The sequence below is a fragment of the Pseudanabaena sp. PCC 6802 genome, assembly GCF_000332175.1.
Taxonomy (GTDB): domain Bacteria; phylum Cyanobacteriota; class Cyanobacteriia; order Pseudanabaenales; family Pseudanabaenaceae; genus PCC-6802.
In genome coordinates, this window is record NZ_KB235914.1 from 2,986,324 (window position 1) to 3,011,650 (window position 25,327).

Sequence of the window (25,327 nt, forward strand, 5' to 3'; positions counted from 1 at the left end):
TAAGGAGGTTAGTCGTGACAAGTAGCACATCTGCAAGCACGAATAAGGATCCGAATCTAAGCGCGATCGCAACTGAAACAAGCTATGCCATAAAGGAGAAAAATAATGCTGATATTCCTTGGTGGGCTGGGAATGCTCGCCTTACTAACCTGTCTGGTCAACTATTGGGCGCTCATGTGGCTCACGCTGGTTTAATAGTTCTGTGGGCGGGGGCAATGACCCTATTCGAGCTATCGCACTTCGACCCTAATTTTCCCATGCACGTGCAGGGGCTAATCCTCTTGCCTCATCTTGCTTCCCAGGGTTGGGGTGTGGGGGCAGGCGGTACGGTAATTGATACGTACCCGTATTTTGCGATCGGCGCTCTCCATCTCATTTCATCCGCATTTCTGGGCATAGGCGGCATCTTCCACGCCGTACGCGGCCCTAAGACTCTACAAGAAAAGTCAGATTTCTTTGGCTATTACTGGGCTGATACCGACAAAATGACGACTATTCTGGGATTTCATTTAGTTCTATTAGGTATTGGGGCATTTTTGCTGGTTATCAAAGCTATGTTATGGGGTGGTCTATACGATCCTGCAGTTGAAAATGTCAGGATAATTGCCAATCCTACCCTCAATCCCGCTGTCATCTTTGGTTACTTATGCGGCGCGATCGGCAAACACTGGATTGCGGGCGTGAGTAATCTTGAAGATGTCGTAGGGGGGCATATCTGGATTGGAGCCATTTGTATCGGTGGCGGCATTTTCCATATCGCCACCAGGCCATTTGAGTGGACGCACTCGCTATTTATCTGGTCGGGTGAAGCTTACCTATCTTTTAGCCTTGGCGCGCTAGCTCTGATGGGGTTTATTGCCACCTATTTCGTGGCTGTGAATGTGACTGTTTATCCCGAGTCGTTCTACGGTTCTAGCCTGAATATTCAGATGGGCATCCTACCCTATTTCTCCGCACCGAACCCACAGGTTCACTGTAGACGATTTCCATTTTATTAAAAAGCCAGCCTTTCGACTGGCGTACAGATCTGTTAATCCCGTTGGGTTAGTAGGAGTTCTTTAAATAATAACTTGACTGCTTTAGCGGCAACGGTGATTCTGGCTAGTTTGATCGGCCTGCCCATCGCTTTATATTCATCCAGGTCTTTACCGAGTTCGTTGAGTATGGGGTTGGTTCCCCTTGACTTATGAGGCTCGACCCGAGTAAAAATCCACTGCCATAAACTACGACGGCACAGATCTGAACCTCCGACCACTGAACGATTCTGCTTGTCACCCGATGAATTTTCGGTGGGTGCCACGCCCAATGCTTTCATGAATCGTCGGAGGCTTAAGTAGCGTTTAGTAGGCTTGCCAGATTTGCGTCCCTTGCGTATTTTCACGATCGCTCTACCGTTGTCGAGGTAGTTTTCAAACGGGTAAATCTGACTCAGTACGATCGCCTGGACGCGATCGCCGAATCCGAACTGTTTGAAAACGCTGCGATAGGGGAGGAATTGGGCATCGTCGAGGTAACCGCGCAGCTCGTCCTCGATCGCTTTTTCTTCGAGGTGAATCAGGCAAAGTCGCTCTGCATGGAGTCCTACCGTGTCGGTCAGTCCCAGCCCGGCGCTGCCAGCATACTCGCTGTCGAAGCGCTTGGACTTGACCCTGCCAGCCAGCCACGCCCACAGGCGATCGCTTTTCGATAGGGCAACTTCGGGAAACTGCCATGCCAGATCCTGCCGGATGCGGTTGATGATAGGCGATTGCACCCGCGCCAGGTGCGACAGTCTCAATACCAGTTCTCTGATGCGCACGATCGGGAACTCTCTGACCTGCACGAAGCGCCTGTTGTCTTCGCAGTAGTCCCAGTAGTAGCAAGCCAGTGCTAGCGCGTCCGCGTCGTCGTCTTTGTCCGGTAGCCCCAAATGAGCGTCCCTGTAGTGCCTTAGCTGCGTGTGTCCTACCAGCACTACTTTTACGCCCTCACGGGCTAGCTTGGTTGCCCACAGCTTCGAGTAGTTCACCCCCGTCGGTTCCATCACGGCCACGTCTGGCTTTAATGCCAGTAGAGCTTTGATGCCTTTGACGTTGGCCTCGAACTTGTGAAAGTCGATATCGAAGTAAAGTTGCCGTGGATCTTTCGGTTTTTCAGCAAGTACGCACGCAGCAACCGATAGCTTGCATACGTCAATTCCGCAAACGATCATAGTAATATCCTTTTGTCATGGAGTATGACGGTTACCCCGTTGGCTAGCTTACGAAACTCCCAAAGGCCGCTAAAGAGCCTGTTTCACTGTCAAAGCCAATGATTGCCGTGGGGTGAACGGTCGTCCGATCGCCGAGCTTATGAACCTGTAAAAGCCACAAGAGCTTGTTTCTTTCTCAAAGCCCTGAGCGATCGGACATGTTGACCGACTGTACGACCGTCGTCGCACAGCAGACCGCCATCTCAAGGAGATGGGCGGGTGCTGTGCGATCGGCACTACGATCGCCCCATCGAGGAAGAAACTCTCTCTATGCTGAAGCAAGCTAGCTCGACCAGAGCATAATCTTGAATTTTGTAGTGCAGCAGTGCCTGACGGATACAATTGTTTACCCGCTCTACGTCAATACTGCTGACGTATGGCGCGTAGCAGATCGAGAATTTCAACGCACCGAGATAGTTGATGAACCCAACTTCACGGTTGCCATCTACCGCGAAAACCGTCCATACATCGTCTTCAGTTTTGCGGATTTTGTAGCCGCTGGTGGTGAGGTAATAGCGAATGTTAGCGGCGATTTTGTGCCGTAGAGAGTACCTGTCAGCAGGCACAGCATGTTTAATATCCGGCTTTTTCATCTTGTTCCACCAAAAAATCTGCAACTTCACTTAAGCGTTTGTAAACCCCAGCAGATAGATCGCTGAGTTCAAAGTGGTCTAGATTCAGTTCGTCGATCAGCAGTAGCAGGCTAGTTACCTTGCCGCTAATGGGAATGCGATCGCCTGCATCGTCTTCGTCTTCGTCGTACATAATTCAAAATCTCCTTAGATAGAGCGATCGCAGTTACGCGGAATAACTGCGATCGCATTTGGGGTTTTTACTCTATGGAACCAGCACCCCTGCCAGACGGCACAACGCCTGACGGAACGTGGGATGATGGTGCTAACTAACGCAGCGTGCGATCGGGTTTCCGTTCGTGCGCTGTTTTAGCTTGCCAACCAAACTATACACCAATGTATAACTATGAGGCAAGTGTGTATAGTTTTTATCCATGCTTGTATAATTAGATGACCCTTGAAAATGTTTCGCCCCTTGCCATGCTTAGACGTTTAAGATTCATGTCTCAAGAAGAGTTGGGTAAAGCCATCGGAGTTACTGGTAATACAGTTGCTCGTTGGGAGCGTGGAGAAGTACAGCCGCGCTTGACTCCCAAGCAATACAAGCAACTTGCACAAGTCCTTCATGTGAAACCTGAAGATTTGCCTGATGACTTTGGCCCCCAACCGATCCACGACACGGCACCGCGAACGACACAGAACTAGCGATCGCTAATGGCAAGAGGTAAAAAGCTATGACCAGAAAGTACGAGCAGCTAGGTATTTTCGCGATCGCCCCGATAACGCCTGGTGTTGCTCCAGAACACAAACCCTTGCCCCCCGTGAGTTCCTGTGGCTGGATCGAACGTTATTGCGTTGTGCGATCGCATCGGGAGTATTGGTATTGGCGCTACTGCTATCGCGATGTAAACGGCAAAACCTGGCGCTTGCACGTCACAAACGATCGCATCTCAACGGTATCGTCAATGATCGCACAGCGTTACGCCCCTAAAGAGATCAGGAGATTCATCAAAGGTAAGCTGAGTCTAGCTCGATGTTCTGGGGCAAGCTAAGCAAACACCTTATTGAGACTGTCTCTCAGCTTGAGTGGATCGATACCGATGTAGCGCTGCACGACTTGCAGGTCTTTATGTCCCGTGATCTGCTGAATGGCATGTAGATCCATGCCATGCCGATACAACTGCGTGATAAACGAGCGGCGCAAGCTGTGGCCGGAGATGCCGCGATGTTCCATCCCAGCTTTTTCGACTGCCGTTCTCAGCCACTTATCGGCAGCGCTCCAGGTGATCGGCAAACCCTCGTGAATCCGAGATGGAAACAGCCATTCCCCGCTAAGGTCGCCCCTGTAGGCACGTAACGACTCGTACAGGCGATCGCAAATAAAAGCTTGCCTGGTTTCGCGGGTACCGTCTGGCGCTGCCTTGCGAGTGCTGGCGCGGAACGTGATTTCCTTGAGCGGTTCGCGGGTACCGCTAAAGCAAACGTACACATCGCAGACCTTAAGCTGACAGATCGCCCCAAAGCGTTCGCCCGTGTACCTGGCAATCTGGAAAAAGAGCTTGTGAGCGGGTGACTTCAGATGTCGGTAGATGCGATCGAGTTCCGTATCGCGCAAAATTTCCGCTTGACCGTTCCTGTTATTTTTGCCCATGCCAACCTCTCACTTTTCCTGCTATAGAACGTAAAAGTGAGAGGTTTTTTTAACGTCTCACTCCCAGGTATACCCCAAGCGATATACCCCGTCAAGCTTTCATCCCAAAACGGAACCTCTCAGTTTTACCTAAAAGTGAGAGGTTTACCCCATTACCTTTGCACCTTTATATTGCTAATCAATGGTATTGACAAGCTCGGTACAATTGGCGGCCAATCTGCCAAACATGGCCGCGCCCAAAAACACGAAACCCCTCAACTACGCCCAATGGCAGGATCGATCGCAGACTTCGCATACACCGATGATGACGGACAGCAATGGCTGATACGCATCGATAGGAGCAACGCACTGATTGAAGGGACGGGTTTCACGCTGCTTAGCGAAGATGATAAGGATTTGTCATTCTTACCCAGAAATGTCAAACCCCGTTTCGTCTCGTTCAGGCACTTGACGCGGCCTACCAAGCGTCGCATCTACTGCGCTAACACGGACGCGGACATTTGGCGCGGCAACAAAACCGCGATCGAGCTAGTTGACTACCAGGACAACTCCGTACAAACGTTTGTAGCGATGTCGCGGACGGCTGAAAAAGCCAAATACCGAGCCAACCTTACAGACACTTACCTTAACGACAACCCCTAAAACTAATGGCAACAGCAAAGTACAAGTACCAGACCAACGCTGGAAACGTGTTTTACTGCCGTACCGACTCCGATAGCGAGGTGGCCGGAATTCGCGGCGCCGAACCCGCTGGCGCGCAAACCGAGTACATGACTTTTGAGTTCTCCAAAAACTCGAAGCAGGTCGGATGCAGGCCGCGATCGGCAATACTCAGGCGCGAGTATGTTGGCGGCGCGGCAGCGGCAGACAGTTGTATAGACACTTCCGGTTCTCGCAACAAATACGTCATCGTCCTGACCTCCGCTCATTACGACTCGTTGCAGATCGGCACGGCAGTCAGCGTCAACGGCATCAACTACACGGTAGCAGGCAAACGCAGGGAGGAAATGAGATAATCCTATGGCTAGAGGCGTAAATTTTGAAGATACGATCTACACGCTCGATGACGGGCTGGCAATGCTGGCTCGCATGGATAAGAACTGGGTAACCGCCGATCGCGCTGGCGTGATCGCTCCAGGAACGGGAACCCTGATCGACGCGCACGTTAAAATTAGTTCCAATCGCAATCAATACGGCATCCACCCCCGTTATGTGAACCTCTATCGCGAATTGGGAGCGGCAGGCGATGCCTGCGTCTTGCAAAACGCTAACAAGTCGATGAAGCTGGTAATTCTTTCTAAGGAAAGGTTCGACGAACTCGTAGTATACACTGCCGCTACTGCCAGCAATGCCAACAGCAAAATCACGCTGTCTCACAAACCTGGCGGCGGCGGTACCGTAGAATGGCGCGTAGGTAGTAAAGTCCCCGAAAAACGGGTGTAAGCCAGTGGCTGAGGGAATCTGTCTTTACGGCGGTCGCAAGAAAGCAGGGGCACCCGATGAGTTCTCGGTCGATACGGGAGTGGGATGCTACCTGTTTGGACTGGAACATTACTTTTGCAAGTACTTGGATGCAGTCTTCCTCGAAAAAGGCACCGCCTTAAAGTCAATCATCCAGAAGTTAATAAAAAAGGTAGTCAAAGATGTTATAGACGGCAATATCAATACGGCTAAATTCTGTGAGACTCCCCCGTCGATAGAGTTCTCAGAAATCAACTACGTTGACGTGTTTCTGTGCTTCTATTACGGCAACTGCTTAGTACTCCAGCAAAAGATTGCCGAACTCTATCGGTATCAAAAATGGTACGAGTACTGCGAGTGCATCCCCAACAAGCCGGATACAACGCCACCTACCCCCGATCCAAACGAGCCAGACTTACCTCCCAACCCCCCTCCCCCTTTGGGCGGCTGTGGTGCCTGCTTTAATTACTGGCTATCGGTGTTTGAGACTCAGACTGCTCAGAACGTGCAGAAGCTCAATAATTACCGAGATTTCTCAATATCGCAGGGGTTTGAGAGCCGTATAAGAAAAACTTATCGGTCATTTCCCGAACCTCCAGCCCCAGGGTCTTCTAGATGGCTAAGGTTAACCTGTAGTGGTGAAAATGCAACTAATTGCACTTGCTGGTACAGGATTATCAGTGATGTAGGGGGGTTTGTCGAATGCCGACCCCCTGGTACTCAAGCATGGGGTGGATGCCCCGTTGCACCAACAGACGGCAACTACTCCAGTCAGACGATTTTGAGGAGTTATTATTCATGGCGCGAGACTGGTTGCTTTGATAACACCCCCCCTCAAGGACCGATCGAAATACCCGACAACTTCCCCAATTTTTGCAAACAGTTCCCCTATCTGTGCAAAAAGAAAAAGCGGAATCCTAAATGCTGTAACTGCTGTAACTCTCAATGGTTGAAAAATCCCAATGGCCTGTATTTGCCCTCAAGGTACAAAATCTGACCAGACCTTAGATGTAGTTGAAATCGTCAAAACCCGCATTATCGAGGTTGAAGAGCCTGAAGAGGGTCTGTATTATCGCGGGATTGGCGTTGAGGTATTGGATTTTCCCGATTGGGGCGGCAAGCGCTTTAACTACGACACAGAAGTTCCCTTAGAACGCTTGTACGATGTCGGTTTCATCTCCTTCAGCACTTCCAAGGATTACTTCCTGCCGGAGATGGAATTGATGTGGAACAAAAACTACTTCTTTCTGCCGGAGGGAACCGTACAGATTTACCTGTGGCTGTATCCAGACATCACCGTCGATCTGCGCTACGACATCTGGGAGTGCCCAGAAGAAGAAGCTACGCCCCCGGGCGCGGGTGGCGATAACCCTGGCACGGGCGGCGATAACCCTGGCAGCGGCGGTAACGACACCAGCGGCGGCGGCGATTCGCCTGGTAGTGGCGGGTAAGTATGCGCTGACGCGCTAGGAGGAAACGTGAAAGCATTGATAGCTCAACAATCTACCCCTACAAATCAACCACCGTCGCCTTCGCTTTCTAATTGGGCTGAAGGTGCTGTCATCCTGGCGGCGATCGCTTACCTGATTAGGACTGTCGTACCCAGCTTGTTTAGCAGTTGGCTCAAGCGTAGCGAACTGGAGTCGCAGCACGACATAAACAGCGAGGCCGTCACGCTCTCTACTGTTCTAACCACCCTTACCAAAATGCAGGATGCGGTGTTAACGCAACAAAACACGCTCATTACCAATCTCCTCAACAAGCACCAAATTGCGATCGAAGACATCGAGCTAGCTAAAGCCATCAATTCTCAAAACCAGATTTTTAAGACTCTAATTGAGAATCAACAGGAAATCCTCAAATGCGTGCGGGAACTTAGTTTGAATCAAGAACAAGATTCAAATCAAAATTAGCTGGGGTTTCTTTCTAATCGGGTTTGGCTGGCAAACGCACATATGTGGTTGTCCTTCTTTTTCTTGCAAGGACATATTTGGCACGCCCTGCAAGCCGCAGGCTTCGACTTCCGTGTAGGTAAAGTAGTTTCACCCAGTTCAAATCCAGGCTATTAGGGACTTGTTGAACTCACGTACTTATTAGAGATCGTAAGGTGGGCGATGCCCACCCTACCCATAGCTTATTAATAGTAAGTACTAATAGTGAACTTGGCTTGTAGTTAAAGAATTCAGTTTAAATGCAATAAGGAGGATATATGCCAACAAAGATTGGACTTTTCTTTGGCACCACTACTGGGAAAACCGAGTACGTCGCAGAAATGATTCAAAAGGAATTCAACGGTACCCAGATCGACCTTAACGATGTATCCAAGGTATCAGCATCAGATCTGACAGCATATGATTGCTTGATTATCGGTTGTCCCACCTGGAATATTGGCGAGTTGCAAAGCGATTGGGAAGGTCTATACGACGAATTAGATAGCGTCGATCTTAATGGCAAAAAAGTTGCCTACTTCGGTACTGGCGACCAGGTTGGCTATAGCGACAACTTTATGGATGCGATCGGCATTATCGCGGAGAAGGTGGAAGAGCGCGGCGGTATTACTGTCGGCTACTGGCCGACGGATGGCTATGACTTTAATGAATCTCGCGCCGTGCGCGATGGGAAGTTTGTTGGTTTAGCTGTAGACGAAGATAATCAACCTGAGTTAACTGCTGCCAGGGTTAAGACATGGGTAGCTCAGGTGAAATCAGCTTTTGGTGTATAGCGATCGCTAATCCCTCAACGTCAATAGGTCGAATCCTCTTCGTAAGTCTCTACTGTAGGATGTGTGAGGCGATAGCCGTAACGCATCGTAGGCATCTTATTTTCATGCAAGTCTCTAAGTAGGTTGAATCCTCACCGTAGGTATATAAACAAGGTGTAAATTTATGACAACAGCTTCTACGCTCAAGTTGGACAGAAGTATTCCCGATGTTGGCTGGTGGGCAGGAAACGCTCGCCTAGTTAATCTTTCGGGGAAATTATTAGGTGCCCACGTTGCCCATGCCGGACTGATCGTGTTTTGGGCAGGTGCCATGACTCTATTTGAGATATCGCGCTACGACCCCAGTATCCCCATGTACGATCGGGGACTGATTCTGCTACCGCATTTAGCAACCCTAGGTGCAGGTGTATCGGCTGGAGGCGTAATTGTCGATACCTATCCCTATTTCGCGATCGCGATGCTGCATTTAATCTCATCTATGGTGCTTGGTGCTGGCGGCATCTACCATGCCCTCATGGCAAGGGAAACGCTGGTGGACGACTCTACTTTCGCAGGTCTGTTTGGCTATAACTGGGAAGATGGCGACAAGATGACCACAATTTTAGGTATCCATCTAACATTACTTGGCAGTGGGGCCTTACTGCTAGTTGCCAAGGCGATGTTTTGGGGTGGCTTATTCGATCCGCATGTTTTGACTGGTTCTGGTATCCAGGGAGATGTGAGAGTAATTACCAATCCCACCCTCGATCCAGTGAGGATATTTGGATATCTGTTTGGCGCTCGGGGTGAAGGAGGAATGGCAGCAGTTAATAATTTAGAAGATGTTGTTGGCGGTCATATTTGGATTGGATTAATCTGCATTCTGGGCGGATTCTGGCATATTCTTAGCAAGCCGTTACCCTGGGCAAAAAATATTCTCATCTATTCTGGTGAAGCTTATCTTTCATACAGCTTGGGTGCGATCGCTTACATGGGAGTACTTGCAGCCTATTTCATCAGCGTTAACGATACTGTTTACCCTTCGGTATTCTTTGGTGCTCTGGGTGGATTGGAATCTACGCCTGGTGTTATTTCCGCCCGAGGATGGTTGGCATCGTTTCATTACATTTTGGGCGGCTTATTTCTGACGGGGCATATCTGGCACGCCATTAGAGCAAGGGGTATAGCTAAGGGTTTTGACTTCAAGAAAGGCGATCTATCGGTGAGGGCGATCGCTAACGATCCCCAGGAAGGCAATCTCTCTACTCCTCTTAATTCTTCCGATCTGACGCTCAACTTTCTCAAGGGTTTACCTATCTATCGTACTGGGATGTCACCATTATCGAGAGGTTTAGAAATTGGTATGGCACATGGCTACTGGTTAATCGGGCCATTTATCAAACTCAGCCCATTCCGCAATACCGAATACGGCGATTTATCGGGATTGATTTCGGCGGTTGCCTTATTAGTCGTGACTACAGCTTGCCTATCTATCTATGGCACGGTTACTTTTAGCAAGCGACTGGAAACTCAACCCCGCCCAACATTTGTGACAAAAGTGCCAAATGTGCCCAATACGTTAGTTTCGGCAGAAGGATGGAGTCAATTTTCGACTGCTTTTTTGATTGGTGGAGTGGGTGGAGCTCTATTTGCCTACTTCCTGCTGCACAGTATCGATGTCCTAAGCAATATACCTACAGCGTAGAGGGGTGGTTGTAAGGCTGTTTTCTCATCGTCTGGCTCTCTTGACCGGGATGATTTATCCCAGCGTGTTCGTTTAGTATTAATCCCGCACAGACAATATGAGTAGGGCGGGCAACGCTCGCCCTACAAAAATCTGAAAATTTCTATAGCTTATAATCAAGTCTAAGGCTGTTGTGAAACGCCTGTATTTAATAAAATCCTATAAAAATTTTATGTCCACCTTACCCAATGTTCTATGCTTAAGTACCAGTAAGGCTTTGCAAGGTTTCGATTGCCCTCTATTACGCTACCTAGCTCAGCATACCCTTATCGAGCAATGGGAATTTTCTCAAAGTCAAGATGAACCCAGTTCGTTAGATGTGGCTTTGGTACTGCTCCACGACTATCTCAAGCCCAAGGCTCAGCCGATTCACCTGATCGGGCACGGTATTAACGGTCTTTTAGGTATTTTATACGCGCGCCAGCATCCCGAACGGGTGCGATCGCTAACGCTTTTATCCGTAGGGGTATATCCTGCGATGAATTGGCAGGCACAATATTATTTCAATCGTAGTTTTCTGGGATGTAGCCGTCAAATCCTGCTGGCGCAGATGGGAACCAGCTTATTCGGTCGCAAAGATAGGTACTGGTTAGCGGGTATAGTTGATATTTTGGCAAAAGATCTGGACTTCGGGCTGTCACCCCACTCATTAATCTCGCAAATGCACTTATCCCCTGGCTCCGTGCCCATACCGCTATTGGTATGCGGCAGTAAAAATGATGCAATTGTGGATGTTAATGCTTTGTCGGGATGGCAAACTTATTTTAAAGAGAGCGATCGCCTGTGGATGTGTCCCTCTGGCCGTTACTTTTTCCATTACTTCCATCCTCAAGCGGTTGGGGAGCAGATCCTCTCATTTTGGGAATCCATCCCCTATCCCTCGCCTACGTTGGCTCCAGTGGAATTTTTGAGCTTAGCATGAGCAATTTCAATACATATAGCTATAGCCAATAGGCTGAGGACGGGGGGGTGCAGGGGTTCCACCCCTGCGTGGGGGCGTAGCCCCCACACCCCCTGTCCTAACAGATCTGTCTACGGCTATATAAGGAGATTGCCGTGAAAAAATATACCGATAATTGTCGGGGCAATCCCCCTGAGGCGGGACGCATCTCGTAGGGAATCGCCCCGATTGGTGAGGGCAAGCGCGGGGGCGCTGCCTCTAGGGGTATTTTCTTTACCAGAAATCTCCTAATTGCGATTGAGGTTACCACTCCTGACCCAGCCTTCCTCGTGGGTATCTTCCTGGCGAATGTAAACCCACTCGCGATCGGGGCTTTCCTTTAAAACAGAGACAGCCGCATTGTAGTCAGCGCCGCCAATCTTACTACTAGCCTGATTCGGTTCCGACCTCAGTACCAGACCGATCCCTGAATTAACGGTTCCCTTATATTTTGTTTCCAGCACCGTCTTAGTAGGTTTTTTAGCTGATAATTTAGAACTGCGCTTGTATTGAACGTTCTGAGCCTGGGCGATTTGCTCTTTAGGCGCAGTGAAAACTACTTGCGGTTTTTTGGCTGGTTTTTTAAAGTCCTCCGCATATTTTGGCCTCGTTGGTAAGGTGCGATACGGCACAATAATGTAGTGCCAGGTGCCATACACTGCCGCCACAACAATTCCTAGATAGAAAAGCACGCCCATTGCAGACTGGGCTATATGCCACACCCTCAAGGAATCTTGTCTAGTTTTAGGTCTAGCTCTAGTTGTAGTCACTTTTTTTAGGTTTAGGGTGGAAATTGGTGTTTTAGGGGATAACTACTGGAAATTTTGCACAATCTTAATAGCAGATATAACCGCTAAAAGTCTACACCCTGTTGTTAAATTGTTTTGAACAGGTTTGTTTTTTATCGTCGCTGCGATTTGAGGGGGGTGGGGATTGGACGCAGGGGTTTAGCATTTGTTCGATAGTCTTCGCATCAAACGCATGCATTCGTCACAAATGCTAAACCCTTACGGGGCAGTTGGGTTAAACCCCGGCGATATCTTCCGGGGGTGGGTGTACAAATTGAGCCAGCCAGGGCTATGCTAGCTCTCGATCGAGCGACCCAACCCTTCCCAACCATGAGTAACGCAAGCGAACAACGTCGAGAAAGCCTTGTGCGGCGAGTGTTAGTAGGATTAGGCACGAGTGTATCGTTGTTGGCAACTGCTAGCCTCTTGCTCCTGCTATACGTCCATCAAGGTACCCCTGAGGAATTTCAGCAGATTGCGACTTGGGTATCGATCGCCTATTTAAGTATGGGTCTAGGTGCTGGCATATTTGTTGGCTTATTAATCGTGCGCAGTATCCAGCCCTCTCTAACAGAGCTATCGCGGGTTGCCGAATCGATTACGGCTGGCAATTTATCCGTGCGATCGACGATCGAACGCTATGACGAGTTGGGCGAGTTTTCTAAAGTATTCAACCGCATGGCGGCTCAACTGGAGGCAAATACTACAAAGCTAGAAGCCCGCGATATTCAATTTGGCCTGCAATCTCTCGACCAGGTTTTAGTGAATACCACCAATCAAAATAAGCTAATACAAACCAGTTTAGAGAAAGTTTGCCAGCTTACTAATGCCCAACTTGGCAGCATTTATTTGTGGGAAGGAGAAGTACTGAAACTAGTTGCGGAGTGGGGCTGTAAAACTAATCAACTCATGTCTGAGGTTGCCCTTGGCGATGGTCTGATCGGACAGGCAGCCCAGTTAGGCGAGCCGGTAATTTGGGAGGTAGATCGATTAACCGGGCAAACGTTGGTCTATCGAACCCCAGCAGGAGATCTGCTTCCTCAAAGTTTATCAGCCTGGCCGTTAATGCTGAAACGGAACTTGGTAGGCGTTCTGTTTTTAGGCAGCCTCACACCCCTATCGGCACAAAGTCGCAATCTACTGCGATCGATCGATCGCCGTCTGGCAACGGCGATCGCTAACGCTCAGAGCGTTCAAACGATCGCCCGCCAGCGCGAAGAACTGACTACGCTATTCGAGCAGTTAGCGGATGGCATTTTGCTCAGCGATCCGGCTGGACGGATTCTGAAAATCAACTCGGCAGGGCGAGCCATGCTAGGCGTATCGGTACCTGAAGCTAGCGAAGGGGCAAAGTCCTCTCCGCTCGTCGCCAAATCAATGGCAGAGATTCTGGAGCAGTTTGATGTCCGCAATGCCAACGACGAACCAATTAGTTTATCTGACCTCGTCATATTTCGCGCTATGTCCAGTGCTGAAGTAGTCGAAGATCGGATTGTGATGCGACATGCTGATGGTAAAGAGGTAATTCTCAGTACCAAGGCCGCTCCCTTAGTGGGCATGTCAGAGGAGTTGATCGGCAGCGTGATGATTTTGCGAGATGTGACCGAGGAGCGCTATCGCGAAAAGGTAGTGAGAGAAACTAACCGCCTGATGATCGACCAGCAAAGACGCATGAGTATTTTGCAGCGACTCACTAATTTAATCAATCAGCAGATTCAGGATCTTGATATCTTATTAGAGTCAGTTGTAGAGGCTACCTGCGATGCGATCGCGTGGGCGGAAATTTGCGTTCTCGCCCTCCACAATGCTAAGAGTAACGAGCTGGTATTCTCAGCCACCAAAGGCTTGCCAGCGGAATTCCCACATACATCTATCTCCAGCTTAGAAAAAACTAATCTTCTCACTCAAGTTTTTCATGAAGGCATTCCTGGTGAAATTAAAGCGGGTGAAGTCTGTCTAGTGGCCGATTTATCGATCCAAAGCGCTCTTTGCGTGCCAATTGAGTCCAGTCGCTCCGGTCGATTGGGCGTACTGGCGATCGCTCATCCTCAATTGGTAGAAGCTGGTTCCCGCGAGGATATCAGCCTGTTGGCATCATTTGGCGTGCAAGCGGCGATCGCGATCGGGAATGCCCAGTTAATTAATCAAATCGAGACTCAGAATGCCCAACTGATTGAAGCAACGCAGCTTAAAAGTCAGTTCCTGGCTAATATGAGTCACGAACTGCGCACGCCCATGAATGCAATTATCGGCTTTTCGCAGGTGCTTCTGCGCCAACGACGCGATCCTCTCACTGAAGGGCAATCCGATATGATCGAGCGCATTCTGCGCAATGGCAAAAATCTCTTAGACCTAATTAACGATATCCTCGATCTATCCAAGATCGAAGCTGGTCGGATGGAAGCTCATCCCGAATACTTTTATATCGACGAGCTGATCCATCATACCTGTGATAGCCTCCAGACCTTAGCTAGTAATAAGGGGTTGCATTTCTTCTTTAACAACTGTGTTGGTAAGTGCAAAATCTACCAGGACCCGATCAAAGTAAGACAAATTATTACAAATTTAGTCTCTAATGCTATTAAGTTTACCGATCGCGGTGAGGTGAAGGTAGAACTGCAATATAGCGATGTTTCAGTATTAGATTGGGTAGCAACTGAAAACTTGGAATTAGAATCTCAAGACCGCGATCGCGATTTAGATAAGCAAGCTCCGATTATTTTCTCAGTTTACGATACCGGCATTGGCATTGATATCGAGTACCAGCATACGATCTTCGAGCAATTTCGCCAGGTCGATCAATCATCGACTCGCAGGCATGGTGGCACTGGTTTGGGATTATCGATTACAGAACAACTAGTCAAGATGATGGGCGGTACGATCCGCTTGAAAAGTACTATTGGCAAAGGATCGGTATTTACTGTCGAATTACCCAGCCGCTTCGGCCAGCAAGTTGTGGAGTACTCGGATATCGATCGCGCCAAACTAGGAAGCTAGCAATTCCTGGCTTGCCCACAATTGCTTTTGAGCTTCCCAAGCATAGTCGAGCAACTGGAGGTTAGTATCGACATCAAATTTAGCCGATCTGCTGGTAGTTAGCGTAAATGCAATTATGGCTCTGACCCGATCTAGATTTGGTACCTGAGTTAAAAGACGATCTTCGTTCATTGAAACCCCCTTATGTGTATGTTGCTCCGTAATCGTTTTCCATTAATACAAAGATTAACCGACACGAAACGCAACCGTAAACTAACGGTATGTTAGAGTTTCTGTTTTTTTAATATTCAACTACCTAACAACATGTTAGCTGCCGTTACAATACTGTCGGTTAAGCCACCCAACCCCGACCTCTGAGTGCCGATCTCTGAGCGCCGATCGCTAACTCGCACAAATCATTTGCGATCGCTATATAGCCGTAGACAGATCTGTTAGGACAGGGGGTGTGGGGGCACAGCCCCCACCGCAGGGGTTCTACCCCTGCACCCCGTCCTAAGCCTAGTGGCTACAGCTATAGTTCCTTATTTAGATTGCAGTAGCTACAGGTTTACGATCGCGACAAGCAACGATCGCTGCATCATAGTACTGTTGCAGTTGCACAGTCGCAGCCGCCCAACTCCATTTTTCCGCTTCCTGCCGCGCGCATTGCTTAAATTGAACGGGATTCTCTAACAGACGCTGCGTAGCGTGGAGGAGACCGTCAGGATCGTCTGGCTCAAACAAGTAGCCGTTGATGCCATCGGTAACGATATCGGGGATACCGCCAGAACGTGCGGCTACTACAGGGCATCCGGCTGCCATTGCTTCTAAGAGCACCAGCCCCAAAGTCTCGGTGCGCGATGGAAAAAGGAATACGTCGCTGGAGGCAAACGCTGATGCCAGTTCTTCGCCCTGGAGATAACCCACAAAATTAGTGGGCGTACCCGCAAAAATCCGCTCCAGTTCCTGGCGGTACGGGCCATCACCCACCAGAGCCAATCGACTGTTAGGCACTGCCTCCAAAATCGGCAAAATCTGCGTAATTTCCTTCTCCGCTGAGAGGCGACCCACATAAAGCATTAAAGTGGCATCCTCATGTCCTTGGGTCAGGCGCGATCGCATCGCGGTACTTTGAAAGCGGGGATGGAACCGATTTGTATCGACACCTCTTTGCCACAGATCCACCCGTTCGATGCCGCGAGAGCTTAGTTCTTCTACCATTGCGTTTGACGTGCATAGGTTCAGTTCGGCATTGTTATGCGCCTTTTTGAGTAGCTCCCACATCGTGCTTTCCAGAAAGCCCAAACCGTAGTGCTGCAAATATTGGGGCAGGTGCGTATGATAGGAGGCTAGAAGCGGTAGCTTCATGGACTTAGCATAAAACAAGCCCGCTAACCCCAGGACGGCGGGGTTAACTACGTGTACGATATCCGGCTGAAACTGCTCCAGGGCATAGCCAATAGAAGGACGGGGCAAGGCTAGTTTTAGCTCCGGATATAGCGGTAAGGGAAATCCAGATACGCCGTAAACCTCAGCGCCACAGTATTCGCGAATGCCACCATCAGGGGCAAAGACCATAACCTCATCGCCTAACTGGACGAGGTTTTCAACTGTGTATTTCAGGCGAGTAACAATCCCGTCAATTTTAGGTAGAAAGGTTTCTGTGAAGATAGCAACTTTACGCATGCAAACTTAACTAGCAGTTTTACTTGGCCTATCTAAGCCAGATCGATCATCACATATTATGGGGATCGCTATGTATTCTGATGGCAAAGTTTGTCGAGCGAAATTGCTCCAGGTTAACCCCCCATTAAATTTGCACTAAATTGGGGTTAAGTAATTCTCAATTAGTCGATGCTTGTTTAGATCGCGCCAAGTGCTCCACCTAAAAGAAAGTTAAGTGTAGCGATCGCGACCGGATGCCAAATTATTGCCCAGATGGCGGGTACGCGCACTTGCTGGCAGTAGGGCAGCAGAAATTTCCCTACCAATGCGTTACCCGCTAAAAATACTACTATCCAAACGACAAGATGGGGCTTCAGGCTGGCTAAGCACAGCCATATAACCATGTTTGAAATGGCGATCGCACCAATGCCCTGCCACCAACCCAGGGGCTGCTCGATGGGGGTTTCAGGAGACATCCACACCAGGCCAGCCCAAGTGATGCCAGATAATACGCCACAGGCGATCGCGTCAATCAACCATGACATGTTGTTATTGCTGTTCGACTTGTACGGGTATGCCTTGACGACGCAATTCGTCCGCTCTTTGTTGCGCGGCTTTAGAGTTTTGATATGCCCCTAGCTGTACTTCGCCGCTCGGACGCACGTATGCCTCTTTGTCGATTTCCTGAACCTTGGTTAAATAACGGGTTGGGGCAACTATCTTATAGCCTGCAGATTTAGCTGGGGCAGGGGCTACCGGAGCAGGGGCTACCGGAGCAGAAGTAACATTACTGGATGAATTAGCATCGCTAGGTGCAGCCGAAATCGGAGCAGTGTAGCGCACTGGTGGCAATCCGACAGTAGGAGACGACTTTAGCGGTGGTAAAGCCTGGGGTGTAATGGGTGTGGGGCTGGTAATACCTGCGGTTTTAGCAGGACTGGTGGCACTGGGCAAAGAGTTGGCGGGACGCTTCCAGCGCGGACGGGGAACTGCGGGCGTGGTATTTACCTGGGGACGCGGCTCCGGTGCGCTCTTGTATACAGGTGCGGGACGAGCAGGAGGCGTATAAGTGTCTCGCACTGGCGGCACGTAATTATTGCGATTTTCTCGTACTGGTGGTACGTAGGTGTCTCGTATGGGCGGTACGTAAGTGTTTGTCTTGCGTACTGGTTCCAGTGGGGTTGATTCGGACTGGTATGGCAGAATTGCGGGGGGGAGAGCAGTGGGTGTAGATAATCTGGGTGCTTTATTAGGGGATAGAGGTGGTATGGATAGGTTGGGAGCCGACTTGCGATCGGATGACCGATCTAGAGGATGATTTGGGTTGGCCGTGGTAAACCCCTTAACCGACTGACCGGGCTGCGACTGTTTCCCTGGCAGCGGCACGAATGGCACCAGCTTAGAATCTTTCTTGGGAACCGCAAGCAGCGTATCGCGATCGATCGGGTTTGGCTCCGGCTTGAGGTTGGGATCGCTCTCAGTATTTTCAGTAGTAGGAGTTTCTGATTGCGATGGCTTGGCCTGTTCTGGCTTAAGGATTCTGGATATCCTGGTCGGATCGAGCATGGCATAACCGATCGCGGAGCTAGCGGCTAAGAGTATCAATAAAGTGGCAACGCTCAGGTGTCCGAACAGATTAAATCTGGGTTCGTCAGAGGCTTCTGACTCTTCTTCATACTCCTCACCATCATCTTCTTCTAACTCATCTTCTTCCAATTCTTCCAGATAATTTTCCAGGCGATCGCTGTCTAGCTCCTCTGGATTGTCATCCTCATTCTCATCTGCCTCATATTTGGTAGTGTAGTTATCAGTAATATGGCTATGGTTTTCGTCCGCGATGTCTGCCGGAACTTCCGCGAAGAACTGCTGGAATAGATCGTCTGCTTCTGCACTACTGTCCTGGCTAGAAGCAATATCAGGGTTCTCAAGTGGAGGATCGATTATTGTCTCAGCCATTTGCTCTGACAGGTTAGACCTGGCTACGCCTTGTTGAGCTACATCTCTTGTTGTGTCTATATCCCGATCGTCGATTCGAGCATCCTGGATCTGGACATTCTGGGTAATTTCAGGTTGTTCGACTTGTAATTTGGACTGCGGAGGCGACGGTACTTTGGGCAGCTGCAACGGCGTGCCATTCCGATCGGCAGTTTTGTCAGAAGCAGCGATCGCACTGGCACTATTGCTATTATTGGCATTATTCCTTGTGGTAGCACCAACCGGCTGCAAGGCACCAACCCCAAATGACGATTTAAAGGGATTGAGATATGAGAAAGTTTGGCCGTTTTCTAGCCAGTAGCGGTAGCGCTCTAGCTCCTCATCCAAGCTGGTATCCAGACTGCTGAGAGCGGTTTGGAGCAGAGGGACATAGGCTATTTGCGGCAACCGAGCGGTTCCTTTTGATGTCGTTGCCTGGGAATTAGAATGATTAACTGTCTGCATATAGCGATTGCCTCAAGCTGCGAGTGATGGTTAAGCTAGTGACGACCGAACGAGATAAATATCTCGAACGTCTTCTGGTAGGAGGGATTCTAGGGTTTGAAAGGCTTTTGCGAGCAGGTTTTGCACGTCGTTGGCAGATACAGGTTCGCCTTCAGCTTGCAAATAGGCGGCAATGCGGGTATTGCTCCAGTGGAACGTTTGAGATAGTAGCAGGACTAGACGCAGGTTGCCAGGTAGTAGTTTGATGGCTTGACTGAGATAGCACCAGAACACGGGTGGCGTATCTGCCAAAGAGTATTGGATGTCCTCAGTTGGAGGTAGGTTGGTTCGGTTGATCATGATTGCCGCAATATTAACCAGCCAGCTTTGCAAGGAAAGCCTTGGATTTGCTGCCAGGTCTAGCGATCGCATTTCGTTGTAAATGCAATCCCAAGTATGGGCAAATAAATAGTCTGCCTGCGCGGGCGATCGCGTTGATGCACTGATCAGGGTGTACAGCACCTGCCCGTAGCGACAGAAAATCGTAGCAAAGTACTGACCGGACTCTGGGTAACGCTGAAATAGGGTTACCAAGTCGCGATCGCTTTTCATGAACAGCGCCTGGATGGTTGGGTGGTTAATTTCAACAAGTGGTGGAAGCTGCACGATACCTGCCTACATTACTCAAACGAATTTTGAATGCACACATAGTAGCAGCAAAATTTTATAAATCAAGACCGACATCCGCCAAATCTCAGTTATTTTCGGTCTTACTAAGCAAATTCCTCAGTTACAATTCTGCGGATAATTTCTGTTACTTCCGCCGCCATTCTGACATCAGCTTCAATGAAAGAGGTAACTTTAGTACCATCTACTCGCAAAGCCATTGCCAGCGTTCTTAGCTTGGCTGGTTGAGTATTGCTTTTAAGCCGTTCGTCAACAAACTGGCAAAATGCCACGTAGGTGAGATCTCGATTATCCCCCAAACCTAATTTTGAAAATAATTACAGGCTGAGAAACTAGATTCCCCAGCCCCAGGGTTTCAATTGCCACGTCAACATAACGCGCGCGATCCTTGCCCAAGGATTTAACTACACTGCTCAAGCTTTGCCATTTAATGCCTGGTAGCCGATCGCGATCTCCAATATGCCCGTGCCAACCTAACCTAAGTTACTCCAATTACAGCCATTTCTTGACCCCTTTATTCTTCGTCCCAGGATGCCAAATGAGTTCTATTCAGCGACCCAGAATCTATGATTTGAGTTGATGAGCGATATGCCAATTTAAAAAGTGTCATGCTTACCATAGCATCAACGCTAGAAATGGTGCAAGATCGGACATAAATAAGGAGAGCGATGTCCAAATACGGCTTCGTAGCGCTATATTTTGGTCAAATACTATTTCTCGTCTGAATTATGAAGATCTATAAAGAAGATTTATCCTGGGCGGCTTCTCAGGGCTTGATTTCTGAGACACAAGTAGATGCACTCTGGGAAGCCTTATCTCTGCGCGCTAGCGATCGCCCGCAGTTTAATTTTTCCAATGTAGTTTACTATTTTGGGGCTTTGCTGATTATTTCTGCTATGAGCTGGTTGATGGGGTTAGCTTGGGAACAGTTTGGCGGCGTTGGTATATTTCTACTGGCTAGCATATATGCAGGTTTGTTTGCACTGACGGGAAGAACCTTATACTTCCATCAAGGCATGAAAGTCCCAGGTGGGCTGCTATTTACGATTGCTGTTTGCATGACTCCACTGGCAATTTATGGCCTGCAACGCGCAACTGGCTTTTGGATTCAAGGTAATCCGGGTGTATATCGAGATTTCTATACTTGGGTTAAAGGAAGTTGGTTTCTGATGGAATTGGGAACTATCTGTACGGGTTTGATTGCGCTTCGATTTGTCCGATTCCCATTTTTGACAGCACCAATTGCTTTTTCGTTGTATTTTATGTCGATGGATTTAACTCCATTGATGTTTGGTGAGAAATTCACCTGGGAGCAGAGATTATTAGTTTCTTTCTGGTTTGGCATTGCCTGTCTGATTGTCGCTTATCTGGTCGATCTGCGGGTGCGTCGCAGAGATGGAGATTATGCATTCTGGTTATACTTTTTTGGGTTGCTTGCCTTTTGGTTCGGGATGACTTTGGATTATCAGAATAGCTGGGGCGGTTTTAACTATTTCTTAATTAATTTGGGTTTGGTTTTACTATCAGTCCTATTCAAACGGAAGGTTTTTATGGTCTTTGGAACTATGGGAGTGCTTTCCTATTTAAGTTATCTTGCCTATATTTTTAGCGGCGTTCTATTTCCGTTTGCCTTGACTGCTGTGGGAATAGCAATTATCTATTGTGGGGTTCTATATCAACGCCATAGCAAGGCGATCGAGCAATTCTCAGAACGTTTGTTACCTCAAGAATTGCAACACCTGCTACCACGGGATTAGTAGATAGCGATCGCCTCCGAACAATTTCCTGTACAGCAGCAACAAGACATCGGGCGACGATGCCTCAATGCCTTGCTGACAGCAGAAAAGCATGAAGGAGTCCAGTGGCTCAATCGTTAACCTCCAGCGTATAGTTTAATTTCGCCGGAAGTTCTGCACCGCGATGCTGAATTTCTAAACGAAACTTAGCCCGTTCCACCGCCTCTGCTGGCATGTTGCCGAGCGGGAAATGGGCAATTACCTCCAGATGAGTTAGGCAATTGGCGCATCTAATTACATTCCGGCGACTGAGCACGGAGTGGTGTCCGAGATAGTACTCGGTGGATTCGCCCTTCTCGTTCTGAACGGTAGCATAGGCTCTCAGGACAAAAGACCCTTGGAATAAAGCCCGGTCGATTCCCCTTACTGTCAATTTCTTGGTGCTGAAACCACTTTCCACTGCCTTTAGCTCAGGAGCTACCTCAAGCGAGCCCGGCGCGTAGGTGTAGCCCAGTTGCTTCTCGATATTGATGCAGTCTCTAGAAGTAAAGATGGTACCAAACTCGTCTTTGAGAAACGGGTTGAGCGGCGTATCTAAATCGAGTGGTGTGCCGGGGGCAATGCCTGGAGTGGGGCCTTGGGAATCGCTGGAACTGGTGCCAGCATAGCCAGAAATAATCTCAAAACTATCGGTAAAACCGTTTTGCTTCTGCCACAGCCAGAACATGCGATCGACATTGCAATGGTGAAAGAAGAAAATCGGATCCATAGCAGCGGTATTGTTTTCGCCCATGTCGCCATTTGCACCAGCGAACTTTCCAGCCTCACCCTGTCCCGGCACGTCAAACCCACCAACCGCTAGATGAATGTCGTTGTGGGGAGATTCCAATGGAGTTATCGCAGTGCCGGAACGATCTAGATTCCATTGCCCTGCCGAAGTGGTATTTGAAAAAACGGTATAGTTTGGTGCGTGCAGGCAATTTTGGAATTCCCAGTAGACACCATTTTGGGAGCGCGGCTTTGGTTCCTCTGGTTTCGGCCCTTCCAGCCAATCGACTATATTCTGATTCAGGAGTTTAATATTTTCACTGGGATGGGGATACTGGGCATTGTGAGCGTCGGTGGCAGCCCGAGCTGCTTCTGTGCCAACTAATCCAGACAATGGGTATCGCACTGTCTCATAGCCTTTAGGCTTTTCATAAATCCTGTCATCACCTGGCAAATAGTCGGATAAAGCCTCGGGCAAGATAAAAGATCGCAACGGATTATCGATCAATTCGCCATCAAGCGGAAATTGCTCTTGCGTCAGGATGGAGGGAATTCCATGTTGGCGCGACTCATCAGACGTTTCATCCCAGTAGGGCATGGTGACGCTGGGAACGATGCTTTGCAGTGCTTCTTCTAATTTGCGGACGTAGACTCGGTGCCAGGTGGGGAACAGGACATTACCGTGGTTGCAATATCCGCCCCAATAGGTATAGCGATCGGTGTCTGAAAGGTTATCGACTTGTCGGCGGTATTGGAAGGGTTCGCCGTGATAGCCACCGATCGCAAAAAACGATCGCTTATCAGTGGCGGGAAGATTTTGGATGCCTCGCCAGGCTCGTACCAGGTCTTCTAGGGGCTGCTTATTGCCCTTGTCGTATTCTGCTTGCAGGCCGCGCACAGATCGACGTACTTTTATCTCATTTGTAGGCATATTCGACTCCTTTTGTTATCAAATTTTTTCAGCCAGTAAATTATTCATTGATGGAATTTATGTACGGCAGTAGGGGGCAGGTTTGGATAGAAGTTATTGACATTTACCAATAGTGCTTGGGCAAAACCTGACCCTACACCAGTTGCTTGTTACGGATAACGCTCGTACAAAATCTGCCCTACGGCAATGGATCTTTTACAGCAACAAATTTTTCAGATGTTGGCGGAATTATAACCGTCGCTTTGTCAACTCCAGTATTGCCCGTCTGCTTTTGAAAGGCGAAAACCGTTATCTCGTATATCTGTAACTGCTTTGTATCGTTCTGCGGTACTTGCCATATATTTGCAAACTGGCTGGGTGCCCCATACGCAGCATGTTCGTCGTACTTAAGGGGAATCTCAAGAGGAAGTCCGATAAAGCCGAATTCCTTCTGCGCGATCGCAGCCGTCACATCAAATAGATCGGGATTCCACGGATCTCTTCCGATGGGACAACCGCACATCATCGTGACATTAGCTCTGATCTCTATTTGCCCAGGGGCAGTCTGTGGCAAGAAGTGGGTGGGAGGATTCAAAATCTGAACCGCCAGACCGGGTATCTCCAGGAGAAATCCACCTCCTTCCGTTCCTCCGGTTATATTCTTGCCAGGATAAACCCACTGAGTAAGAGAAACCGTATTGGCGGACTGCTGGGAGGCAAGCGGCCCGTAGGCAGTTACCTTGATTAGGCGCGGCTCGTCTAAATCGAGCAATGCGGTAAAAACCGAGGCTCCATCGACTGGCAAGACTTGCGATCGCGTTAGACAGACATCCATCAGATCTGACAATCCCGAGCCGCCTTTAGTCGTACCGCGAGCCAGCAACTCGCCCGTGCGGACATCGTGAATGGTGACAAGCGCTCCACCAATGTCATCGCCCAGATACTTGCCATCCTTAGCAATTACTCTTACATCTATCTGTGTTGGTATACCCATAACTGAGTCTCATTTTCAAAGCGTAATATTTTTATCGTATTTGGAAAGAGGGGAAGGAGGACTAAGATCTGTTTGGGGTGCGCCAAGCAAATAGAGATAACTGTTGGCATCATGTTGATCTTCGACCTGATCTAAATAATCGACAGACGAAGGAATTTGCACCTCACGCAAGTGAATTTCTGTATCCAATTGTTGATAGATCCACCCTTTAAATTTTAGGTAGAAAGCCGCTCCTATAATAATAGGGTCAATGAGGAGAGGAACATTAGTAGGAATATGCTTCGTGATGAGAGTCGATAACCCCGCCCAAGCATGAGGTACAACGTCTAAGGGATTAACCACCCGAAAGCAATTACTTCCTACCTTAGCGTCGAAGTAGTTAGCGAAATCAGAATTACCTGCAGTCGGTGCAGCAAAGGTGTAACCGCTCAATTGCATGTTGTTGGCATTGATGCTCCAAGTCGGAATTGTATCGTATAGCCAGATTAAAGCCAGAGAAGCTAGACAGCCACCCAAACTGTGTCCCGTTACGACTAGATTTACGCTGGAATTAGTCACCAACATTTTTAAGTAATCTTCCAGTGTCTGGCCGAGACTGGGATCGATCGCTTTCTGAAGGTTTTGTAAGCCGAATAGTGCTCCATTCGAAACCATTAGAGCGCTGCCAACGCTGGTGGCATAGGGATACTTAACCTGACTGACCCAGAAATCTTCTTTGATATTACTGAAAAAATCAAAATCTGTTCCTCGAATCGCCAGAGAATATCGATCGGGATTGAGTTGGTTTTGGGCGACGTACATGAGATTTTTGTCAGTAATTCCAGGGCCCCAGACCAGTTTCCAATTTCCGCCCGTAGCATATTGCGATTTTGCTAACTCGTTTTCGATCGCGGTTTTAGTTGCAGCATAGTCTCCATTTTCATCAGCATAGGCAATGGCTGATAGGGTCATTTGAACCCCAGCCTGACTGGGATCGTAATTAGATTTTTGCGTCATTTATTGCCTCTCTTAAATCACTAACTAATATTGCGCGGAACCATAAAATTCTGTTACCTTTGGCAAGTGATAAGCGCTAGGTAGGGTGGG

Annotated in this window: 28 protein-coding genes and 1 pseudogene; 15 read left to right on the forward strand and 14 right to left on the reverse strand. The window is 48.8% G+C overall.

Going from position 1 to position 25,327, the window contains the following annotated elements; genetic code table 11:
- The first annotated feature begins 65 nt into the window (after positions 1–65).
- Positions 66–998, forward strand: coding sequence for a chlorophyll a/b binding light-harvesting protein (locus PSE6802_RS29730; protein WP_083901768.1), 933 nt, complete (start codon positions 66–68; stop codon positions 996–998).
- A gap of 32 nt (positions 999–1,030) precedes the next feature.
- Here PSE6802_RS29730 and PSE6802_RS0119475 read toward each other — a convergent pair whose 3' ends face one another.
- The 3 genes from PSE6802_RS0119475 to PSE6802_RS0119485 all read right to left on the reverse strand — a co-directional run bounded on the left by PSE6802_RS0119475 (position 1,031) and on the right by PSE6802_RS0119485 (position 2,995).
- Positions 1,031–2,191, reverse strand: coding sequence for an IS110 family transposase (locus PSE6802_RS0119475; RefSeq protein WP_019501719.1), 1,161 nt, complete (start codon positions 2,189–2,191; stop codon positions 1,031–1,033).
- Positions 2,192–2,466: 275 nt separating this feature from the next.
- Positions 2,467–2,823 carry a hypothetical protein gene (locus tag PSE6802_RS33680; RefSeq protein WP_156815595.1) on the reverse strand — a complete coding sequence of 119 codons (357 nt, stop codon included), beginning with the start codon at positions 2,821–2,823 and terminating at the stop codon, positions 2,467–2,469.
- Positions 2,804–2,995 carry a hypothetical protein gene (locus PSE6802_RS0119485; RefSeq protein WP_019501721.1) on the reverse strand — a complete coding sequence of 64 codons (192 nt, stop codon included), beginning with the start codon at positions 2,993–2,995 and terminating at the stop codon, positions 2,804–2,806. Before PSE6802_RS0119485 ends, PSE6802_RS33680 begins: the two co-directional genes overlap by 20 nt.
- A gap of 287 nt (positions 2,996–3,282) precedes the next feature.
- On the opposite strand from PSE6802_RS0119485, the gene PSE6802_RS0119490 reads away from it, so the two are divergent.
- On the forward strand, positions 3,283–3,507 hold the full coding sequence (locus PSE6802_RS0119490; RefSeq protein WP_225902739.1) for a helix-turn-helix transcriptional regulator: 225 nt from the start codon (positions 3,283–3,285) through the stop codon (positions 3,505–3,507).
- Between the two features lie 29 nt (positions 3,508–3,536).
- A complete protein-coding gene (locus PSE6802_RS0119495) occupies positions 3,537–3,854 on the forward strand; it encodes a hypothetical protein (protein WP_019501723.1) in 318 nt (105 codons plus the stop codon).
- On the opposite strand, the gene PSE6802_RS0119500 is transcribed toward PSE6802_RS0119495, so the two are convergent.
- The gene (locus PSE6802_RS0119500) at positions 3,851–4,453 is read right to left on the reverse strand and encodes a tyrosine-type recombinase/integrase (protein ID WP_019501724.1); all 603 of its coding nucleotides are present in this window, start codon (positions 4,451–4,453) and stop codon (positions 3,851–3,853) included. The two genes, PSE6802_RS0119495 and PSE6802_RS0119500, sit on opposite strands and share 4 nt — an antisense overlap.
- A gap of 171 nt (positions 4,454–4,624) precedes the next feature.
- Between PSE6802_RS0119500 and PSE6802_RS0119505 the strand changes: the two genes are divergently transcribed.
- The 10 genes and pseudogenes from PSE6802_RS0119505 to PSE6802_RS0119545 all read left to right on the forward strand — a co-directional run bounded on the left by PSE6802_RS0119505 (position 4,625) and on the right by PSE6802_RS0119545 (position 11,281).
- Positions 4,625–5,095, forward strand: coding sequence for a hypothetical protein (locus PSE6802_RS0119505; RefSeq protein WP_156815596.1), 471 nt, complete (start codon positions 4,625–4,627; stop codon positions 5,093–5,095).
- Between the two features lie 128 nt (positions 5,096–5,223).
- Entirely contained in the window at positions 5,224–5,469 is a 246-nt protein-coding gene (locus tag PSE6802_RS0119510; protein ID WP_156815597.1) for a hypothetical protein, read from the forward strand.
- A gap of 4 nt (positions 5,470–5,473) precedes the next feature.
- Positions 5,474–5,896, forward strand: coding sequence for a hypothetical protein (locus PSE6802_RS0119515; protein ID WP_019501727.1), 423 nt, complete (start codon positions 5,474–5,476; stop codon positions 5,894–5,896).
- 4 nt (positions 5,897–5,900) lie between these two features.
- Positions 5,901–6,911, forward strand: coding sequence for a hypothetical protein (locus PSE6802_RS0119520; protein WP_019501728.1), 1,011 nt, complete (start codon positions 5,901–5,903; stop codon positions 6,909–6,911).
- On the forward strand, positions 6,877–7,365 hold the full coding sequence (locus PSE6802_RS0119525) for a hypothetical protein (RefSeq protein ID WP_019501729.1): 489 nt from the start codon (positions 6,877–6,879) through the stop codon (positions 7,363–7,365). The genes PSE6802_RS0119520 and PSE6802_RS0119525 overlap by 35 nt, the downstream gene beginning before the upstream one ends.
- Positions 7,366–7,392: 27 nt before the next feature.
- Positions 7,393–7,827 (forward strand): hypothetical protein, encoded by a 435-nt coding sequence (locus tag PSE6802_RS0119530; RefSeq protein ID WP_019501730.1) that lies wholly within the window; start codon positions 7,393–7,395, stop codon positions 7,825–7,827.
- 9 nt (positions 7,828–7,836) lie between these two features.
- Positions 7,837–7,983, forward strand: a pseudogene (locus tag PSE6802_RS33685) (chlorophyll a/b binding light-harvesting protein); the annotation flags it as partial.
- A gap of 140 nt (positions 7,984–8,123) precedes the next feature.
- Positions 8,124–8,636 carry a flavodoxin FldA gene (fldA, locus tag PSE6802_RS0119535; protein WP_019501731.1) on the forward strand — a complete coding sequence of 171 codons (513 nt, stop codon included), beginning with the start codon at positions 8,124–8,126 and terminating at the stop codon, positions 8,634–8,636.
- A gap of 163 nt (positions 8,637–8,799) precedes the next feature.
- Positions 8,800–10,320, forward strand: a complete 1,521-nt coding sequence (locus PSE6802_RS0119540) for a chlorophyll a/b binding light-harvesting protein (protein WP_019501732.1) — start codon at positions 8,800–8,802, stop codon at positions 10,318–10,320.
- A 211-nt stretch (positions 10,321–10,531) separates the two neighbouring features.
- Positions 10,532–11,281 carry an alpha/beta fold hydrolase gene (locus tag PSE6802_RS0119545; protein WP_036945672.1) on the forward strand — a complete coding sequence of 250 codons (750 nt, stop codon included), beginning with the start codon at positions 10,532–10,534 and terminating at the stop codon, positions 11,279–11,281.
- A gap of 266 nt (positions 11,282–11,547) precedes the next feature.
- Here PSE6802_RS0119545 and PSE6802_RS0119550 read toward each other — a convergent pair whose 3' ends face one another.
- Entirely contained in the window at positions 11,548–12,069 is a 522-nt protein-coding gene (locus PSE6802_RS0119550) for an SH3 domain-containing protein (RefSeq protein WP_156815598.1), read from the reverse strand.
- Between the two features lie 309 nt (positions 12,070–12,378).
- On the opposite strand from PSE6802_RS0119550, the gene PSE6802_RS0119555 reads away from it, so the two are divergent.
- Positions 12,379–15,084 carry a HAMP domain-containing histidine kinase gene (locus tag PSE6802_RS0119555; RefSeq protein ID WP_019501735.1) on the forward strand — a complete coding sequence of 902 codons (2,706 nt, stop codon included), beginning with the start codon at positions 12,379–12,381 and terminating at the stop codon, positions 15,082–15,084.
- On the opposite strand, the gene PSE6802_RS0119560 is transcribed toward PSE6802_RS0119555, so the two are convergent.
- The 6 genes from PSE6802_RS0119560 to PSE6802_RS29735 form a co-directional block, all read right to left on the reverse strand.
- Positions 15,073–15,255 (reverse strand): hypothetical protein, encoded by a 183-nt coding sequence (locus tag PSE6802_RS0119560; protein ID WP_019501736.1) that lies wholly within the window; start codon positions 15,253–15,255, stop codon positions 15,073–15,075. The genes PSE6802_RS0119555 and PSE6802_RS0119560 overlap by 12 nt on opposite strands.
- A 354-nt stretch (positions 15,256–15,609) precedes the next feature.
- The gene (locus PSE6802_RS0119565) at positions 15,610–16,749 is read right to left on the reverse strand and encodes a glycosyltransferase (protein ID WP_019501737.1); all 1,140 of its coding nucleotides are present in this window, start codon (positions 16,747–16,749) and stop codon (positions 15,610–15,612) included.
- A 176-nt stretch (positions 16,750–16,925) separates the two neighbouring features.
- On the reverse strand, positions 16,926–17,273 hold the full coding sequence (locus PSE6802_RS0119570) for a hypothetical protein (protein ID WP_019501738.1): 348 nt from the start codon (positions 17,271–17,273) through the stop codon (positions 16,926–16,928).
- Between the two features lie 4 nt (positions 17,274–17,277).
- Entirely contained in the window at positions 17,278–19,167 is a 1,890-nt protein-coding gene (locus tag PSE6802_RS0119575) for a hypothetical protein (RefSeq protein WP_019501739.1), read from the reverse strand.
- A gap of 30 nt (positions 19,168–19,197) precedes the next feature.
- Positions 19,198–19,812 carry an RNA polymerase sigma factor gene (locus tag PSE6802_RS0119580; RefSeq protein WP_019501740.1) on the reverse strand — a complete coding sequence of 205 codons (615 nt, stop codon included), beginning with the start codon at positions 19,810–19,812 and terminating at the stop codon, positions 19,198–19,200.
- A 107-nt stretch (positions 19,813–19,919) separates the two neighbouring features.
- The gene (locus tag PSE6802_RS29735) at positions 19,920–20,132 is read right to left on the reverse strand and encodes a hypothetical protein (RefSeq protein WP_036945674.1); all 213 of its coding nucleotides are present in this window, start codon (positions 20,130–20,132) and stop codon (positions 19,920–19,922) included.
- A 429-nt stretch (positions 20,133–20,561) separates the two neighbouring features.
- On the opposite strand from PSE6802_RS29735, the gene PSE6802_RS0119590 reads away from it, so the two are divergent.
- Positions 20,562–21,590 (forward strand): hypothetical protein, encoded by a 1,029-nt coding sequence (locus PSE6802_RS0119590; protein ID WP_019501742.1) that lies wholly within the window; start codon positions 20,562–20,564, stop codon positions 21,588–21,590.
- A gap of 109 nt (positions 21,591–21,699) precedes the next feature.
- On the opposite strand, the gene PSE6802_RS0119595 is transcribed toward PSE6802_RS0119590, so the two are convergent.
- From PSE6802_RS0119595 to PSE6802_RS0119605, 3 genes are all read right to left on the reverse strand, one after another.
- The gene (locus tag PSE6802_RS0119595) at positions 21,700–23,268 is read right to left on the reverse strand and encodes a tyrosinase family protein (protein ID WP_019501743.1); all 1,569 of its coding nucleotides are present in this window, start codon (positions 23,266–23,268) and stop codon (positions 21,700–21,702) included.
- A gap of 178 nt (positions 23,269–23,446) precedes the next feature.
- Positions 23,447–24,241: a hypothetical protein gene (locus PSE6802_RS0119600; RefSeq protein WP_019501744.1), complete on the reverse strand. Its 795-nt coding sequence runs from the start codon at positions 24,239–24,241 to the stop codon at positions 23,447–23,449.
- Positions 24,242–24,256: 15 nt separating this feature from the next.
- Positions 24,257–25,237: a lipase family protein gene (locus PSE6802_RS0119605; RefSeq protein WP_019501745.1), complete on the reverse strand. Its 981-nt coding sequence runs from the start codon at positions 25,235–25,237 to the stop codon at positions 24,257–24,259.
- Positions 25,238–25,327 lie beyond the last annotated feature (90 nt).